Here is a 17,365-nt window from a genome sequence, read left to right as displayed (position 1 = left end):
CTAGATTGACACCTTCATACTTTTAACACCTTACATACTTACGCTTAAAACCTAGTCTTCCTCTATCAAGTTCTTTCTGAATACTCTCTGTAGCATTTAGCAAACTGCTTTTTTTATTATCACGTTTGACTTCAACTATACCAACTTCTTTTGCAATCTCGACTGCTTTTTCGTGTAGTGGTACATATGAAATTGCCACGGTGTTTAGGAAATTATTCATAGCGGATTTTGTTCGTTCTGGAGAATGATGAATTGTATCTTTCACCATTTCAAGCATATCGGAAATTTTACTTTCGGAAAACTCATTGTCTTTGCGATTTCCTAATAGCCAACAGTAGCAACTCCAGCCTGCAGACATTTTAAGCTCGTCCCCACTTGCAATCCATTTATCAGCAACATCTTGTGCGATATTTGACTCTGATAAAGTTACTGCCACCACATAATCGGATAGCATATAAAAATATGCCCCGTCTATCCAGCGATCAAAATCAGACTCACTCATAGCTTTTGGATCGGCAATAATACCTGCAAAGTACATAGCATCGTAGTTACCTGTGGCATAAAGCTCTTCAGCTAATTCTTGGTTTACTTTTATTTTTTTAGCGATTGGTTTCATAGCACCTGTAGCTACTCCGAATACTGGCTCATGCGCACCGTTAGATATGTATATTTTTTTCGTTCGTTCCTTACCTAGAGCCTCAAGTTCTTGCATAACTGTTTTAAAATCCATAGCTGTGCACTTCCTTCCTTCATGTAAGAGCCTTTTTAAGTCTTTCATATTTCTTATTTTAATACTAATTGTATTTAAGAGGTATGTCTACTTTCTAAAGGCATCGAAACTTGGTTTGAATTTTAGATGAAATAAAGAGCTAATTAAAAGGGTGGTATAATATAGAAAAAGTGAATGATGAAAATCAAATAGGGGGTATTCAATTGGAAATAAAATTGAATCGATTATATAGAGAGATAGCGGAAACGGTTCATGCCATGATTCCAGAAGAATGGGAGAAATTTTATTTTTATGCACAAATATCAGAAGCTGGAGGGGGAACTTACTTTTTCTATAACAACTTCAGAAATAAACAAAATTATAAGTATAGTGTAGAAATTCCTTTTAAATACGAAGTTAATGAAGAGGAGTTTGAAAGGAAAGAAGATTCTTTATATAAATTGAGTAAGGAATTAAGAGATGTTTTTAAAGATAATCAGCAAGAGCTTTGGTACTCTTTTACAATGTCTCTGGAACATAGTGGGGAATTTAACATGCATTTCGATTATACCAATTGGCTCGAAACAGAATATAGTTTTAGTGATCAAATGATTATTTGGAAACGTAAATACTTAGGTGAAGTACCAATTAATGAAAATGATAAAGCGCTAATTAATAAGTATGATAGTGAATTTCCGAATAACCCCATTTAACTAAATGGAAAGAAGAAATGTTTTTCATAAAAATTATGTGTTTTAAAGTAGTCGGTAAGTTATAAAATTGGTTCTGCAAGATAAAAAATAAAGGAGAACTACAATGGAAGTACATGGAATAGTTTCAATATGGTTAGGTAATATGAAAACGCAAGATCAGTTGGATGCATATATCAATGTTACATATGATGAAGAAGGAAATGCTATACCAGCGAGTTTTTTTGTTGATTTTAATATAGATATGATTGATGTAGATGAGGATTTTATTGAAAAGGAAGTGTTAGAAGAAGCAAGTGATAATGTTTCTATGTTATTAACGGGATGTTCATATGATGATAAAATATTATCTCGAATTAAGGAAGTAGTTAAATTAAATAAATCCTATAATTCTATCGTTTTAATTTATAATTTTCAATATGACAATTCAGTAAGTAATTGTGAAGGTTTTAATTTTGTAACTGCTACAAGTTATCTATAGATACAAGAAAATTGCAGTAGAATAAAAAATACATTTGTATAGTTTTTCCAATGAATATTTGGTATGATGGTGAATGGGAAAAATATACAAGTTGTTAGTTTTTCAAAAAAGGGGGATTGAATTGAAAAGAACACCTGAATTTGTATTAGGTTTAATTGGTGGCATTTTGGGAATTATTATTTCCATAATATTAATAGTTGTAGCGTTTAATATTATGGAAGGTGTTGATTACGAACTTTTAGCTTATTACTCTATTATTTTAACGGTTCAAATGGGATTGTTCATTTTATCGTGTTTAGTAAACAAGGTTAATAATAAAGTTTATGGAGTTTGTATGATTGTGATTCCTATAGTTATGTTGTTTATGTCATTATTCTTTTTACTTATTCCGACAATTTTACAAATTATATCTGGTTCATTTGCATTTAGGACATTAAAGTTAGAATCGAATGTAAGCTAAATATAATTATCAACGTCTGAATATTCGGTTTTTTAAACATTTTCGTTTGCAGTTCAAATTAACATAAAGTACAAAGTTGTACGCTTTAGGAGGAGAAATAGATGATTATTTGGTCTGGTTGGGGTTTTTTGGTCGCAATTATTGTAATTATTAATACTCTTTTGGGTAAGGCTATCTTTGGATCTATAACGGGGGACGCTACATATTTTCAAGACCATAGTTGGCCAATGGCGGTAATGTTTATTATATCAGGGGTTATGTCTTGGTATTTAGGTAAATATATTAATAAGCCAGATGGGAAAGTTTATATAGATGCCGAAACTGGTGAAAAAGTTATGTTTAACAAAAAGCACTCATTATTTTTTATAAAAATGGAATATTGGGGACCGATTCTAGGAGTTATTGCGATTGTAACTTTAATTACAAGATAAAAAAAGAGGATGGGTATAGCAAGAGTAATCTATTCAAGTAGAAGGAGAAATCAGTCATGAATGCAAAGAAACTACTAGGGGTAGCAGTTCCGGTCATGTTGTTATTTGGTTGTGGAGTTTCTGAGAAAACGAACACTTCTAAACAGGAGAAAACGGAAGAGTCTAAAGTAAAAGAATCGAAGTCTAATAGTAAGAAAGAAAAAGTTTCAAAGGAAGACTATCCTAATAAAGTGTATAAATTAGGAGTAGAGTTTGATAAGTTGTTTGCGGAGCATAACAATATTACAAGAGAGGTTTTTGACGGTAAGAAAAAGAAATCAGATATAGTAGATAGTGTGAAAGAATTAAATAAAGTGTTAGATAAATTTGAGTCGATAGATCCCCCTGCAGAGTATGTAAATCAACAAAAGGATTTTGAAAAAGCAATTGGTTATTTTAGAGAGTCTTTTTCTTTAATAAATGAAGTATTCACCCGAAAAGAAAAAAGAGAAAAAGGCGATAAGACTGATAAAGAGTTAATGGAGAAATCCGAAAAGTTAGTGAAAGAAGGAGATATTTACTGGCTTAAGGCATTCAAAGATCTTGAAGGGGATATTAAAATCGGTGACGGTACAGTATCTGTGAAAGATTTGAAAGAGTTAGATAAGAAAGCTGGAATTAATACGGATAACGTTATGAAGAATGTGAAAGATGGTACGGAATTAATCGGTAATTGGGGATTCAAAGGAACAGACGGTTTCATTATGTCACTTATTCTAAAAGGTGATAAGACATTTGAAACGTATGGTAAAGGTGAGTATCCAAATAAAAAGAATTATATTGAAGGCACTTGGGAATATGATAAGGAAGCTTTTACAATCTATTTACATCTCAATAAACGTTTAGTAGACGGTGTAGAAGATACAATTCAAAAAAAGAAAATAGCATATAAAGTTCAAGATTATGATGGGGAAAACTTGCAATTATTTAATGAGACGTCATTTCATACAATTAGGTATGTGAAGCAAAGTTAAAGTTATGGAGGACTAGGTTTAAATGGCCTGGTCCTTCATTAAAGAGTGGGTATGTAAATAATATGTTATCTTTCGTTCTGTTTAATTAGTATCATGTTATTCTTTAATAGAGTAATAAATGGAGTTTTGCATTAAATATATGAGGTTGGTTACAAATGATAAAAAAATTTACTAGATTAGTATTAATAGTGGTTATCCCAATCAGTCTTATTACAGGTTGTGGGGCTGCTGAAAAAACTGAAGCACAAAAGCCGAAAGCGGTACAAACGGAGAAAAAGGACTATATGGATTACTCATATGGTAGCAAAGGTATATTAGTAAGTGGCAAAGCGAAAGAACGGCAACAATACGAGATTGGATATATGGATGATAATAAATTAATTGGGATTGATGAAAATATTGAAGACTGCATTATTTTAGATAATAAAGATGAAGCAGGTCTCATTTGGAAACAAATAGAGCGAGGATCTATTATTGAAGTGCAATACGGTAAGGATCGCAATGATATCGTAGGCGTGCAATTCGTAGGAGATCGTGAGTCATTTGAAATTAGTGATAAGTTTGATCGGAATACGATAAATGAGATTGTTGAAAACGTTAAAGGGAATTTGTAATAGATGTATTTCGATAGTATAGGATCTCTTATTATGAAATTGTATGCCAGTTATTTGTCTAAGTCTAAATTGATTATTTTGACGGTATTTTACTAAATGGTCGTTCGTTATTCGGTAAGATGACGAAGCTTGGATGGATCCGTGGGTCTGTTCAAGATGGCGGTGTATATTATACATTTTACAAAGAAGATACTCGTACCGGATTAGGCGTGCAATTGTCATTTAGCGGAGCTCCGATTGGTTATGAAGATGAAGAAGATGTATGTGTATTTGACATTCAATTTTATAAAGCAGGTACAGTGAAGCGTGGTTCATATGAATACGATGAGATTGATGATGAAAGACGCATTGTACCAAAAGAAGTAGATAAACGCTTCTTTAGTGAAATGTTATATGATGTCCAAGTAGCGACAGATTCAAATCTTGGGCATAATGAAAGTTGGCGTAGCGAACGATAAGAAAAACCCCCTTCATTGGTAGGAAAATGAAGGGGGTTTTTCAATGTCTTTAAAAGGTTCTTTCTCAAAAAGAAGCGAATAGTGTGAGAAAGGGGTGGTTATATGGAAGTCGTTATAAAGAAGAAACGAAAAAGGGGAAAAAGAATTTTTATTTGGGCTAGTAGTATCGTTTTTTTGTTAGTTATTTCCGCTGCGATTTTTTTGAACATATATACGCTGAAATCTATGCCAAAGATAGATGGAACGATAAAGCTAGAGGATTTACAACACGCTGTTACGGTGAAGCGTGATAGTAAAGGTGTCCCGCATATTAAATCGGAAAATGCACATGATTTATATTTTTCACAAGGATATGTACAAGCGCAAGATCGGTTGTTTCAAATGGATTTAAGTAGAAGACAAGCTTCTGGTATATTAAGTGAAGTTGTTGGGGAAGCAGCTGTTGACCGAGATAAATTGTTTCGAACACTCGGTTTACGGCGAGCGGCCGAAGCTTCAGTTAGTCAATATAATGGAGAAGCGAAATATGCTCTGCAGTCATTTGCTGATGGGGTGAACGCTTTTATACGTGAGGCGAAAAAGGAAAAGAAATTACCAGTTGAGTTTACTATATTAGGTTATGAACCTGCTGAGTGGTCAATTGTTGATACTTTAACGATTGGGAAGTATATGGCGTTTGACTTAGGAGGACATTGGCACGGACAGGCATTTCGATATTGGGCGCTGAAAAATCTTCCGAAAGAGCAAGCGAATGAGCTATTTCCTGCATATCCGAAAGATGCTCCTAGATTGCTAGCTGAACTGAAAAATACAAATGTGGACGTAGCACAAAGTTTTTCAAAAACGATAATTCCGCCGGAGTTTAACGGTAGTAATAACTGGGTTGTGAGCGGTGAGAAGAGTGCGTCAGGTAAGCCAATTTTAGCAGATGATCCTCATTTATCTCTTGCGACGCCTTCTATTTGGTATCAAACGAGACTTGAAATGAAAGGTTTAAATGTGAGTGGCGTTATTTTCGCTGGAGTACCAGGTGTTATATTAGGACACAATGACAAAATAGCGTGGGGTGTTACGAATACAGGGCCTGATGTGCAAGATTTATATATTGAGAAGAGAAATCCTAATAATGAAAATGAATTTCTGTATAACGATAAATGGGAGAAAGCTACCGTTGTAGACGAGTCTATTAAAGTAAAAGGCGGGAAGACAATTCCTTATAACGTTACGATTACGAGGCATGGACCAGTAATTTCAGAGTTTGCGGATAAGGGGAAGGAGAAAACGAAAACAGTATTCTCTTTAAAGTGGACAGCTTTAGAACCGTCAGCTGAGTTAAAAGCTGTATTAAATATGAACAAAGCAAAAGACTGGAATGAGTTTGAAACCGCTCTTCAAGATTTTCATACACCAACCCAAAACTTTGTGTTTGCATCAAACGACGGCACAATTGCTTATAAAGCGAATGGAAATATACCAGTGCGTAAAAAAGGTGATGGTAGCTTACCTGTTCCAGGATGGACAGATGAATATGAATGGGAAGGGTATATCCCGTTTGATCAACTTCCAAAAGTAATTAATCCAAAACAAGGGTTTATTTCAACTGCGAATAATAAAATTGTTGATGATGATTATCCGTATCATATTAGCAATACGTGGGCGCAGCCATATAGGCAAATGCGTATTCAAGAATTTTTGCAAGAGAAGGAAAAGTATACGGTGAAAGATTTAGAAGAGTTACAGATGGATCAAAAGAATTTATATGGGAAAGAGTTTACTCCTATATTTTTAAAAGAGTTAAATAAAGCATCTTTAAATGAGGTAGAGAAAGAAGGCGTAGACCAATTAACAAAGTGGAATTTTTACGATAGTAAAGATGAAGCGGCACCATTAATATTCCATTTGTTAATGAAAGAGATTTCAAATACGTTATTTTCAAAAGAAATACCGAAAGATGTAATGGAGTTATTTGAAGGGAAGTCACAAGTTGTTGATGAATTGATTCGAAAAGAAGTAGCGGGAGAAAATAGCGTTTGGTTTACGAAGTACGGAGGTTTCACAAAAGTTGTGCATACATCGTACGAGAATGTAATGAAGAAATTGCAGAAGGAATATGGACCCGATATTGGAGAGTGGAAGTGGGGCGATTACCATCAACTCGCTTTTACACATCCAATTTCGAAATCATCGAGTATGTTAGCATTACTCGCTTTTAATCGTGAGAAACCAGTTCCGATTGGTGGGAGCCAAGTTACCGTGCAAGCAGCGAGTTACGGCGAAAACGGCATTGTAAATCACGGGGCGTCTTGGAGATTCATTATTGATACGAAAGATATGTCAAACGGTTATCATATCGTAGGGCCAGGACAGTCGGGCCATTTTAGAAGCGATTGGTATCATGATCAAATAGATGATTGGGTAAATGGCACGTATCATACGACTACATTGAATACGGAGGGGATAGAGGGGAAGGTGCTAAATTTAGAACCGAAGTGATAGGGTGTTTTTGTTTGTGGAGGGAACTAGTAATACTCTTTTTGATAATGAAAGCTTATCATTTAGAACATAACCCAGTTCTTAAATAATTTTAACAGCCAGCCTACTATCATTTAATTTGATAGTAGGCTGTTTCCATCTTCGAAATACGCTGTAGCAACTTCTTCAGGATTACGATTATTTCCACATGCTGTAAGTGCTGTAACTAATAAAGTCATTACAACTATTAACATGATCATTCCAGTTTTGAGGGGAATTAGTTAACAAAGACTAGGTATTATTTGCAACAGAACTGTTCCTCTATCCCCCTTGTTTCATCATTTTTCTAGGCCAGCCAACTTGACAAATGTTTTTTTATCAAACTACAATGAAAATCATTATCAATAATATAGGGAGGATACTTTGGTCAATAAATGAAAAACAATATATTTATAGGTTAATAATCAGATTTTGTTAAGTTGTATGTACTATTTTTAGTTTAGCGTTTCCCAGAATGTACACCAATTAATCTCGCGAATTACAAGAAAACTATTATTGAAATGAGGCGTGTATTGTGAAGTTAGACGTGAATGAGTTAGCAGAGTATCTTGCCAATACTCCTTTCCGAGTAGAAGGAGTATATCGTTATGCTAAAAATCCAGGTGTGCCTTTTGCTGAGTCTACAGATTCTTTCCCAGGATTTGTATTTCCAATTACAGGGAAGACGCAATTTCAATTTAATGGTACGCCGTATACTCTTTCCCCAGGAAAAGTTATACATGGGGGTGCAAAAATGACATTAGCCCATAAAATGCTTGGTGAAATAAACTGGGAATATATTCTTGTTTTATATCGGATAAGCAATTCAGAACGAGAAGACTCTGGATTTACTCATCAGCATTTTGAATTATTAACAGGACAATCTCCTCGTCTTGTCGAATTACTTATGCGTCTTTGGGATGTATATAATCAGCGTGGAGGCATTTCGATGTTTCAGACCGAAATGCTGTTTCGCGAAGCGTTGAATGAAGCTTTATTAAGTGTTTTCAATAGAGAAAGCAATTATGAGTCGCATACTTTATTCGAACGAATATCTAGTTACGTTCGTAAATACTATTATAAAGATATTACAATTCATACACTTACAGAACAAAATAATGTTAATCGAAATCGTCTTTCTTACGTGTTTAGAAAGCATGCAGGTATGGGGGCAGCAGAATATTTATTGAACTATCGTATAAAGATGGCTCAAAAAATGTTATGTACAAGTGATGTGCCTGTACAACAAATTGCGCAGGCTGTTGGAATCGCAGACCCTTTTTATTTTAGTAGAGTTTTCAAGAAGCGAGTTGGCATTTCGCCTACTAAATATCGCGAGAAGTTCATCAATAATCCATACTAATGTCAACAGGGGTCCATTCTTATTTGAAAATCACTGTTCTATACTTATGGAGAGTTAAAGGAAACATTGGATTGAAAGTACTTTCATTGAAATCACTCCTTTGTACTATCTGAATGAAAAGTTCTGGCCGGAGCATTTTCTTTTTAAGCGTAATAACGACTTTTTTACTTATATTACTGTAATATAGTGGAATTTGAAAGTGAGGAGGGATTATTATCCATTACCAACCTATTAAACTAAATGACGAGTTATCTAAAATTAACGATTATTGGTATCCACAAGTGATTGGTGAAATGAATGACGATCAAATTCAGCTTTTTAAAGCTAATGGAGATTTTATATGGCATGAGCATCCTAATACAGATAAGCTATTTATTGTGCTTGAAGGGGAGATGTTCATCGATTTTCGTGATGGACAGGTGAAAATTTCTAAAGGCGAGATGTTTATTGTCCCGAGAGGCGTTGAGCATAAACCTTTCACTGAAAAGGAATCCCATATCATGTTGGTAGAGCCTAAAAGGGAAATGGATTGATAATTGTAAAAAGATAAAAAAGGAGCGGAAATCCGTTCCTTTTTTATTTATCTTACTATTTTTAGGAGCTTAGTATGAGTAAGATGTGAATAAAGGATGAATAGCATTTTTATCAATAAAAATTTATTGGATTTTTTGTGGAATATATATGAAACGTTGTATAAAATAATCAAGAAAGCCAAAAATTATAGGGGGAAAGTTGTGAAGAAAAATAAGAGTTTAATAAGTTTTTTAGGAGTGTTTCTTATGTTGTTTTCTTTTTGTTTTCAAGGAAATGTACAGGCAGATGTAAATACTGTTCAATCTGGAAAAATCAAATCAGGAAACGTAACAGTATGGGAAGTTGGAAATGTAGCGAAAGTGTTAGCTGATGTAGAGCGTTTAAATTTAAATACAGTAAATGTACCGATTCAAGTAGATATCCCAAATGTGACTTCTACGAACATGGTAATTAATCAAGCGCAAAAGCAACAAGCTATTATTTTAATTCAAGAATTATTAAAGCGTAATATTCAAGTTATAGTGGAACCGTTCCCGTATATTCAGCAGGGGAATGTTGGAGAGACAGAATGGAACCCAAGTAACATTAATGATTTCTTCTGGAATTGGAAGACGGTTATTCTGCAAGATATTTTTAATTCCATTACAAGTAAATACAATGTGTATGGACTAAAGATTGCTTCTAATTTCGTGAATATGGAGTATGCAGAAGGATACTGGAGCGATACAATTGATTTTGTTCGTAATCAGTATAAAGGAAATGTTTTGTATCAAATGAACTGGTGGTTAACAGCAAGCTGGGACCCTTCTTATGAAGCGAAGTTTAAAGAGAAAATCAATCGCCCGTATTTAAAAAAGGTGGATATTGTTAGCATAGACAGTTGGTTTGAAGTTTCAGGAAAAAGAAATCCAACATATGAAGAAGTGAAGCAAAGTTTATTTGCGACAACAGTATATAATCGTGGGCAAAATGTTGTTCAGCAATTGGAACAATTACATAATGCAACAGGAAAGCCAGTTTACTTCGGTGGATTTAACGTTCCAGCACGTGAACTTGGATTACAAAATCCATGGAATCCAGATGTTTCAAATGTGTTTTCGAAGGATGTGCAATTAAATGGATGGCGTGCTTACCGCGATGTATTAGAACCGAAACCATATTTTAAAGGTTTTTCAATTTGGTTTATTGGCTCTAATGATAGTACACATGCGTATCAAATACATAGTAAAGAAGCAGAGGCAGTTATTAACGGGTGGTACAGAAAATAAATTTTATAAAATAGGTAAGTTTTAAAGTTTACTACATATATTTCTAGTGAAAGGCCTTTCACCATCTTATCACCTAGGGGGCAATCATAATGAAATTTTTGTCTTACCTTACAGTAATTTTGGTGATTCTTGGCGGTTTGAATTGGTTATTTGTAGCGTTAGATTACAATGTAGTTGAGAAATGGTTTGGTTCTATGCCGGCGCTTGTGGACACTATTTATTGGCTCATTGGTCTCTCTGCTATTTATCAAATTTTTGATCGGTTCTTTACGAACGATTAGCTATTATTCTTTCATTATTAGAGTGTTAAGTACGATTATGTACTTAACACTTTTTTATATGTCCATAAAAAAGTCTGCACTTGCAAGCGATTCCATCGCGTCTTGCGCCCTAATAATAGAAAACAAATTGACCACATATTATATTTTAGGTTATAATTCAGAAAGTTTAAAAAATAATCCGATGAGAAATAGGGAGGTTATGAGGGTAATGGAGAGAGTCTATAATTTTTCAGCAGGACCATCAATACTCCCTTTGCCAGTTTTAGAGAAAGTGCAAAAGGAGCTATTAAATTATAACGGGACAGGCATGTCTATTATGGAAATGAGTCATCGATCTTCTTATTTTCAAAGTATTATAGAGGAAGCGAGTAACTTACTTCGTGAATTAATGAGCATCCCTGATGAGTATGAAGTTTTATTTTTACAAGGCGGTGCGTCATTACAATTCTCTATGATACCGTTGAACTTAATGAATACGTATAAAAAAGCTGGATACGTACTAACTGGCTCATGGTCTAAAAAGGCATTGCAAGAAGCCGAAAAAGTTGGGGAAGTACAAGTGATTGCTTCTTCCGAGCAAGAGAAGTTTACTAAGATTCCTAAACTGGACGGTTTATTAAGTGATGAAAAACTAGATTATGTACATATTACAACGAATAATACAATTGAGGGGACAAAATATGTGGACATTCCACATGTAGAAAAAGTGCCGCTCGTTGCGGATATGTCCTCAAATATTTTATCAGAGCGATATGATGTTTCGAAGTTTGGTCTTATATATGCGGGGGCGCAAAAGAATTTAGGACCTGCGGGCTTAACGATTGCTATTATAAAAAGAGATTTAATTGGGGAAGCAGATCGCTCTTGTCCGACAATGTTAAATTATGAAACTTACAGTAAAAATAACTCCTTATATAATACACCGCCGTCCTTTAGTATTTACGTAACGAAACTTGTACTAGAGTGGTTGAAAGAGCAAGGCGGAGTATCTGCGATTGAAGAACAAAATAGAATGAAATCTTCACTTCTTTATAATTTCTTAGATGAATCAAAATTGTTTACTTCACCAGTTGATCCTACGTATCGATCACTTATGAACATTCCGTTTACAACACCGTCAGAAGAGCTGAACAGTGAGTTTTTACAAAAAGCGAAAGAACGAGGACTTGTTACGTTAAAAGGGCATCGATCAGTCGGTGGTATGCGCGCTAGTATTTACAATGCGATGCCAGTACAAGGCGTACAGCAATTAGTAAATTATATGAAGGAATTTGAGCTTGAGAATAGATAGGGAGATGGGGATATGTTTCGTGTTCAAACGTTAAATCAAATTGCAGAAAAAGGTTTGCAAGTTTTTACTGAAGAACGTTATGAAGTAGGAGATAGAATCAAGCATCCAGATGGAATTTTGCTTCGTAGCTATTCTTTACATCAAGAAGAGTTTTCAAAAGATTTAAAGGCGATTGCAAGAGCTGGCGCTGGTGTAAATAATATTCCTGTCGAGCGATGTACAGAAAAAGGAATTGTAGTATTTAACACGCCGGGGGCAAATGCAAACGCTGTAAAGGAACTCATTATTGCCAGTCTTATTATGTCTTCACGTAACATTATTAATGGTGTAAGTTGGACGAAAAACTTAGAGGGTGAAGAAGTACCACAGCTTGTTGAATCAGGAAAAAAACAATTTGTTGGATCAGAAATTGCAGGGAAACGTCTAGGTGTTATCGGACTTGGCGCAATCGGTGCTTTAGTTGCGAACGATGCGTTAGCGTTAGGGATGGATGTTATCGGATATGACCCTTACATTTCAGTTGAAACAGCTTGGCGTCTTTCTACACATGTGCAAAGAGCATTTAGCCTTGATGAAATTTTTGCAACGTGTGATTATATTACACTGCATATTCCTCTTACGAATCAAACGAAGGGGATTATTGGGGAACACGCTGTAGAGAAGATGAAAAGAGGGATGCGTCTATTTAATTTCTCTAGAGGAGAACTTGTAGATGAAAAGGTTCTTCAAAAAGCATTAGAAGAAGATATTATTACACATTACGTAACGGACTTCCCGAATGAAAATGTAATAAAGATGAAAAATGTAACAGCGACGCCTCACCTTGGTGCATCTACGTCTGAATCGGAAGAAAATTGTGCAGTAATGGCAGCACGTCAATTACGTGAATATTTAGAGACAGGAAATATTCGTAATTCAGTAAATTATCCAAACGTAGAATTGCCGTATATCGGAAAGAAACGAATTACAATTATGCATCAAAACGTCCCGAATATGGTAGGGCAAATTACAGGATGCTTAGCGGAACATCATATTAATATTGCCGATATGATTAATCGTAGTAAACATTCTTGGGCATACACAATGATTGATATCGATAACGGAATTGATGATATAATAAAAGAGAATATTGTAGAAAATATAAGCAAAATTACAGGTGTTGTAGCCGTTCGAATGATTGTGTAAAGGAGAGAGGAATGTGGCAAAAATACGACCGTTTCGGGCCATTCGTCCAGTAGAGGAAAAAGCGGCACAAGTGGCAGCTTTACCGTATGACGTATTAAATAGTGAAGAGGCAAGGGAAGTTGTAAAAGGGAATCCATATTCTTTCTTGCATGTTGATAAAGCAGAAATTGATTTAGATCCTGAACTGTCACCGTACGATGATCGCGTGTATGAAAAAGCGGGAGACAATTTAAAGCAATTTATACGAGAAGAAGTGTTCATACAAGATGAAGAGCCAGCGCTATATATTTATGAACTGACGATGCAAGGAAGAACGCAGTCAGGCCTTGTCGTTTGTACATCTATTGATGAGTATGAAGATGATACAATTAAAAAACATGAAAGAACACGTCATGAAAAAGAGCTAGATCGTATTCGCCACGTAGATGTGTGTGACGCAAATACAGGTCCGATTTTTTTAACGTACCGTACAAAAGATGAAGTAAAGCATTTAATTAGAAGCTGGAAAGAAGAGCATGCGCCAATTTATACATTTACAGCAGAAGACGGTGTTAAGCATGTTGCGTGGAAGATTGCAGATGAAGATGTAATTACGACTTTAGTAAACGCATTTGAAGATATTCCTAATCTTTATATTGCAGATGGGCATCACCGTTCTGCATCAGCTGCAAAAGTAGGACTTATGCGAAGAGAACAATATCCAAATTACACAGGAGAAGAGGAATTTAATTTCTTCTTATCGGTTCTATTCCCTCATGATGAATTATCGATTTGGGACTATAACCGAGTTGTGAAAGATTTAAATGGCTTATCAGAGGAACAGTTTTTAAATCAAATTACGCAGTACTTTTATGTAGAAGAAGCAACTGTTTCTCCGTATAAACCAAATGAGCCCAAATCATTTGGTATGTATGTAAATAAGAAGTGGTATAAGCTTACTGTGAAAGAAGAAACATTTGATGCGAATGATCTTGTTAGAGGTTTAGATGTATCTATTCTGCAAGATCATTTATTAAGCCAAGTGCTTGAAATACATGATCCGCGTTCTGATTCACGTATCGATTTTGTCGGAGGAATCCGCGGATTAGAAGAACTAGAACGCCTTGTGAACAGCGGCGAATACAAAGCAGCATTCGCATTATATCCGACATCTATGGAAGATTTATTAGCAATCGCAGATGCCGGAGAAGTCATGCCACCGAAATCAACGTGGTTTGAACCGAAACTGCGTAGTGGGTTGTTTGTTCATTCTTTAAAATAAATAGACTTCTTTAGTTAGAAAAACCGAAATGATTTTTAGTTTCGGTTTTTCTTATTTTGGCTCAGTAAACGTTTAATGTTGATTTTAATGTTAAGATTGAAATATGTAACAACAGGTCGCTACAAAAAAAATGGAGGAAATACGATGAAAATGCAGCTGCAAAAAAGTTTTTATGTTGAATTGAAAAATGCAATTCGTTGTCATTATAACGAACTTTTAACAAGATGCGGTGTTGACACAATATACGGGTACTCCATATTAACAGACGATTGTGTCAATAGCATTGGACCAGTGGCAAATAAAGAAAGACTAATCAAAGTTAATAAATCGGACCCTTTATACAATTATTATAGATACGGAGCTGTTGAGTGGAGCGAATGGAACGATTTTGGAATGTTTGATGAAGTGAACAAAATTATTAAGAAATATCATAATATCGTCGAAGATGACTTTAACATACGAGTACATACACTGTTGAAAGAAACGTTAAATGTGTTAATGGAACTTGAATCAGAAGGGTTGTTTGGAGATAGAGATGATAATCGATTTATTGTCATTTGTGTAACTGATTCATCGAACGAAATCATGATTGAATCAGCTCGATTGCTTAATACATTAAAGACATACGAAGAATATGCTTCAGAATTTGCATAAGAATGAACATAAGTAAAACTGCGCTCTATAAGAGGCGATTTTCATTTAATAGAAAGTCACCAATTAATAGTAACCATTCGTTGTGACGTAAGCATTGAACAATTAGAACCTGATGAAAAAACGTCCAAAGATAATTACGATGTTTATATGTATGAATCAACTTGGAAAAGAAGTAATGCAGGGGAGCTTTTCAGGCATTATTCTTTGATTGGTAGGAAAAGTAATGAATAAGTGGGCCCCCGATGCCTCCCAGGCTTAGCGTTTTAATTCCCTCCATAACGTATACTCTGTTCTTTCCTTAACTATTAGAAAATAGTTGAATAAGCTCGTCAACAAAAAGGACATTCCTAGTATTACAAGAAATGTCCTTTCCACTAAATTATAGGATATTTTACTAAAATTCAAACTCTAAAATCAGTTTACTAGTTTGACCTGTAAACTGATAATTATAGGATCCTCTCAGGTTTTCTAAGTTACCGGTAGCTTTAATAATTGTTCCTGGGGAATCTAAATTTCCTTTATCAAATATTCCTTGCTCTATAGCTGTAAATGTCCCTTGTTGCCCCTTATAAATCCCTTCAAAGTGTAAAAATCCAGAAATTTTAGCCGTAGCCAAGTGACCATCATTTATATTTGAGTCTAAATAATATAATAAGTATTCAACAAAAGCCTTTCCTTTTAATTCCCCATCAATATCATATTCGACATGAGCAATATTAATAGGGAAATCTTTTTTATTATCATCAATTGGTTTTTCATCCCACTTACTTACTGTAAATGTTACTTCCATACACGTAAATCCCCCTTTATCATTAGATAAGTAATCTCCATATCATTTAAAAAGTACCAATTCACTGTCATATCTCATAGGAGTGTTTTTATTTATTTGAGTCCTGTCATATTGCTATCAAGCTCATCAAAATAAAATACACCCTAAAATGAAAAAAAATTATAAAACTTATGGCTAAACTTATTTAAAGTTTTCCTTTATTCCACACCACTCTCCAAAATAGAGAAAGATCCATTCTCACAATCAATTTCTGCCATTGCACCGTAAGGTAAAATAAACTTCGGTTCAGTATGGCCAAAATTTAAATTATAAAGAATCGGCAAATCTTCTAAGTTATGTTCCTTCATAACCTGCAATATTTCCTGTTTATATTCTTCATAGTATTGTTCATCTTTCGGTTTACCAAAAATGATTCCTTTTGCTTTTTGCAGAATACCTTGTGCTGCATAATTTCGTAACCAATATTTTATATAACTTGGTTCTGGATGATCTTCAGAAGTTTCAAAGAAGAGAATACTATTCTCCCAATGTTTTTTCTCAGGCCAAAGTTCCGTTCCTTTTGCAAATTCCAATACTTCAATACAACCACCAATTAAGCGCCCCTGTACAGTGGTAGAGCCTTGAAGTACCTCATATCCATTGTTTTGCTGCATCGTACGTCTTGTATCCTTATTTATTTCAATCCATTCTAAATGCTCACTTGTCCATTCATGAGCTGGTTGAATCTCGCCAATCGTTTCATTTGAAAAGAGGGTACGATTTACCATTTCAATTGTGTATGGATCCATTTCTACATTTTCGGCAAAATCGGTCAGAATTGCTGGACCGTATAAAGAGGAAAGGCCTGCTTTATGACAAAATAAATGTGTAATAGTAACGTCAGAGTACCCCATAAAAATTTTCGGGTTTTCGCGTATCACATTAAAATCTATATAGGGAAGTAACCGGATGCTATCTTCACCGCCAATATTCGCGATAATTGCTTTCACGCGTGTATCTTTAAATGCTGTCATTATATCTTCGGCACGAGCCTCTGGATTGTTATAAAGGTATTCGCTACCTTTTAAGCTATTTGGCATTGGGATAACCGTAAGACTAAAAACTTCTTCTAATCTTTTTACTCCTTGCTCATATCGCCATCTTATTTCAGCATCACCTGCTCCTCCCCACGAAGGACTTACTGTCGCTACGATATCTCCTGGCTGTAATCTCTTTGGTTTTATTAACATATGAATCCCGCTCCTACATAATGTAATGAACTACGGCTATACAAACCGTAGAGTTGAAGAACATTGTACATGACATTAGTTTCTCCGCCTTCAATAAGTTCACCTGCTGTAATTTGAGAATT

18 protein-coding genes and 1 pseudogene are annotated in these 17,365 nt (G+C 34.8%); 16 read left to right on the top strand and 3 right to left on the bottom strand.

Annotated elements, in window-relative coordinates; translation table 11 throughout:
- Positions 1-22: 22 nt before the first annotated feature.
- Complete coding sequence (locus tag V7S45_RS15970; protein WP_000346326.1) at positions 23-730, bottom strand: DNA alkylation repair protein; 708 nt, start codon at positions 728-730, stop codon at positions 23-25.
- 203 nt (positions 731-933) lie between these two features.
- Between V7S45_RS15970 and V7S45_RS15965 the strand changes: the two genes are divergently transcribed.
- From V7S45_RS15965 to V7S45_RS15890, 16 genes and pseudogenes are all read left to right on the top strand, one after another.
- Positions 934-1,422: an antitoxin YezG family protein gene (locus V7S45_RS15965; protein WP_000403545.1), complete on the top strand. Its 489-nt coding sequence runs from the start codon at positions 934-936 to the stop codon at positions 1,420-1,422.
- Positions 1,423-1,525: 103 nt separating this feature from the next.
- The gene (locus tag V7S45_RS15960) at positions 1,526-1,900 is read left to right on the top strand and encodes an immunity 22 family protein (protein WP_000451787.1); all 375 of its coding nucleotides are present in this window, start codon (positions 1,526-1,528) and stop codon (positions 1,898-1,900) included.
- A 121-nt stretch (positions 1,901-2,021) separates the two neighbouring features.
- Complete coding sequence (locus V7S45_RS15955) at positions 2,022-2,360, top strand: DUF4064 domain-containing protein (protein WP_000831727.1); 339 nt, start codon at positions 2,022-2,024, stop codon at positions 2,358-2,360.
- A gap of 101 nt (positions 2,361-2,461) precedes the next feature.
- Entirely contained in the window at positions 2,462-2,791 is a 330-nt protein-coding gene (locus V7S45_RS15950; protein WP_000587853.1) for a hypothetical protein, read from the top strand.
- A 56-nt stretch (positions 2,792-2,847) separates the two neighbouring features.
- On the top strand, positions 2,848-3,804 hold the full coding sequence (locus tag V7S45_RS15945; RefSeq protein WP_025686838.1) for a DUF3994 domain-containing protein: 957 nt from the start codon (positions 2,848-2,850) through the stop codon (positions 3,802-3,804).
- 155 nt (positions 3,805-3,959) lie between these two features.
- Positions 3,960-4,418, top strand: coding sequence for a hypothetical protein (locus V7S45_RS15940; protein WP_025686839.1), 459 nt, complete (start codon positions 3,960-3,962; stop codon positions 4,416-4,418).
- 83 nt (positions 4,419-4,501) lie between these two features.
- A pseudogene (locus tag V7S45_RS15935) lies at positions 4,502-4,876 on the top strand (MolR family transcriptional regulator); the annotation flags it as partial.
- Between the two features lie 102 nt (positions 4,877-4,978).
- Positions 4,979-7,369, top strand: a complete 2,391-nt coding sequence (locus tag V7S45_RS15930) for a penicillin acylase family protein (RefSeq protein ID WP_025686841.1) — start codon at positions 4,979-4,981, stop codon at positions 7,367-7,369.
- Positions 7,370-7,922: 553 nt separating this feature from the next.
- Positions 7,923-8,750: an AraC family transcriptional regulator gene (locus V7S45_RS15925; protein WP_000762815.1), complete on the top strand. Its 828-nt coding sequence runs from the start codon at positions 7,923-7,925 to the stop codon at positions 8,748-8,750.
- Positions 8,751-9,043: 293 nt separating this feature from the next.
- Positions 9,044-9,283 carry a cupin domain-containing protein gene (locus V7S45_RS15920; protein WP_000997182.1) on the top strand — a complete coding sequence of 80 codons (240 nt, stop codon included), beginning with the start codon at positions 9,044-9,046 and terminating at the stop codon, positions 9,281-9,283.
- Positions 9,284-9,484: 201 nt separating this feature from the next.
- A complete protein-coding gene (locus V7S45_RS15915; protein WP_000739788.1) occupies positions 9,485-10,552 on the top strand; it encodes a hypothetical protein in 1,068 nt (355 codons plus the stop codon).
- A gap of 89 nt (positions 10,553-10,641) precedes the next feature.
- Positions 10,642-10,833, top strand: coding sequence for a DUF378 domain-containing protein (locus V7S45_RS15910; RefSeq protein WP_000670804.1), 192 nt, complete (start codon positions 10,642-10,644; stop codon positions 10,831-10,833).
- 208 nt (positions 10,834-11,041) lie between these two features.
- Complete coding sequence (gene serC / locus V7S45_RS15905) at positions 11,042-12,124, top strand: 3-phosphoserine/phosphohydroxythreonine transaminase (RefSeq protein ID WP_016124867.1); 1,083 nt, start codon at positions 11,042-11,044, stop codon at positions 12,122-12,124.
- Between the two features lie 12 nt (positions 12,125-12,136).
- Positions 12,137-13,309: a 3-phosphoglycerate dehydrogenase family protein gene (locus V7S45_RS15900; RefSeq protein ID WP_025686842.1), complete on the top strand. Its 1,173-nt coding sequence runs from the start codon at positions 12,137-12,139 to the stop codon at positions 13,307-13,309.
- A gap of 13 nt (positions 13,310-13,322) precedes the next feature.
- Complete coding sequence (locus V7S45_RS15895; protein WP_001063073.1) at positions 13,323-14,570, top strand: DUF1015 family protein; 1,248 nt, start codon at positions 13,323-13,325, stop codon at positions 14,568-14,570.
- 144 nt (positions 14,571-14,714) lie between these two features.
- Positions 14,715-15,224: a DUF4303 domain-containing protein gene (locus V7S45_RS15890; RefSeq protein ID WP_001989073.1), complete on the top strand. Its 510-nt coding sequence runs from the start codon at positions 14,715-14,717 to the stop codon at positions 15,222-15,224.
- A 394-nt stretch (positions 15,225-15,618) separates the two neighbouring features.
- Here V7S45_RS15890 and V7S45_RS15885 read toward each other — a convergent pair whose 3' ends face one another.
- The gene (locus tag V7S45_RS15885; protein ID WP_000454089.1) at positions 15,619-16,014 is read right to left on the bottom strand and encodes a DUF3224 domain-containing protein; all 396 of its coding nucleotides are present in this window, start codon (positions 16,012-16,014) and stop codon (positions 15,619-15,621) included.
- A gap of 197 nt (positions 16,015-16,211) precedes the next feature.
- A complete protein-coding gene (locus V7S45_RS15880) occupies positions 16,212-17,243 on the bottom strand; it encodes a S66 peptidase family protein (RefSeq protein ID WP_000905874.1) in 1,032 nt (343 codons plus the stop codon).
- Positions 17,244-17,365 lie beyond the last annotated feature (122 nt).

This window comes from Bacillus sp. BR3(2024) (genome assembly GCF_039134555.1).
GTDB lineage: Bacteria > Bacillota > Bacilli > Bacillales > Bacillaceae_G > Bacillus_A > Bacillus_A cereus.
The sequence above is the reverse complement of the archived record's forward strand: the minus strand, read 5'-3'. Positions and strand labels throughout refer to the sequence as shown.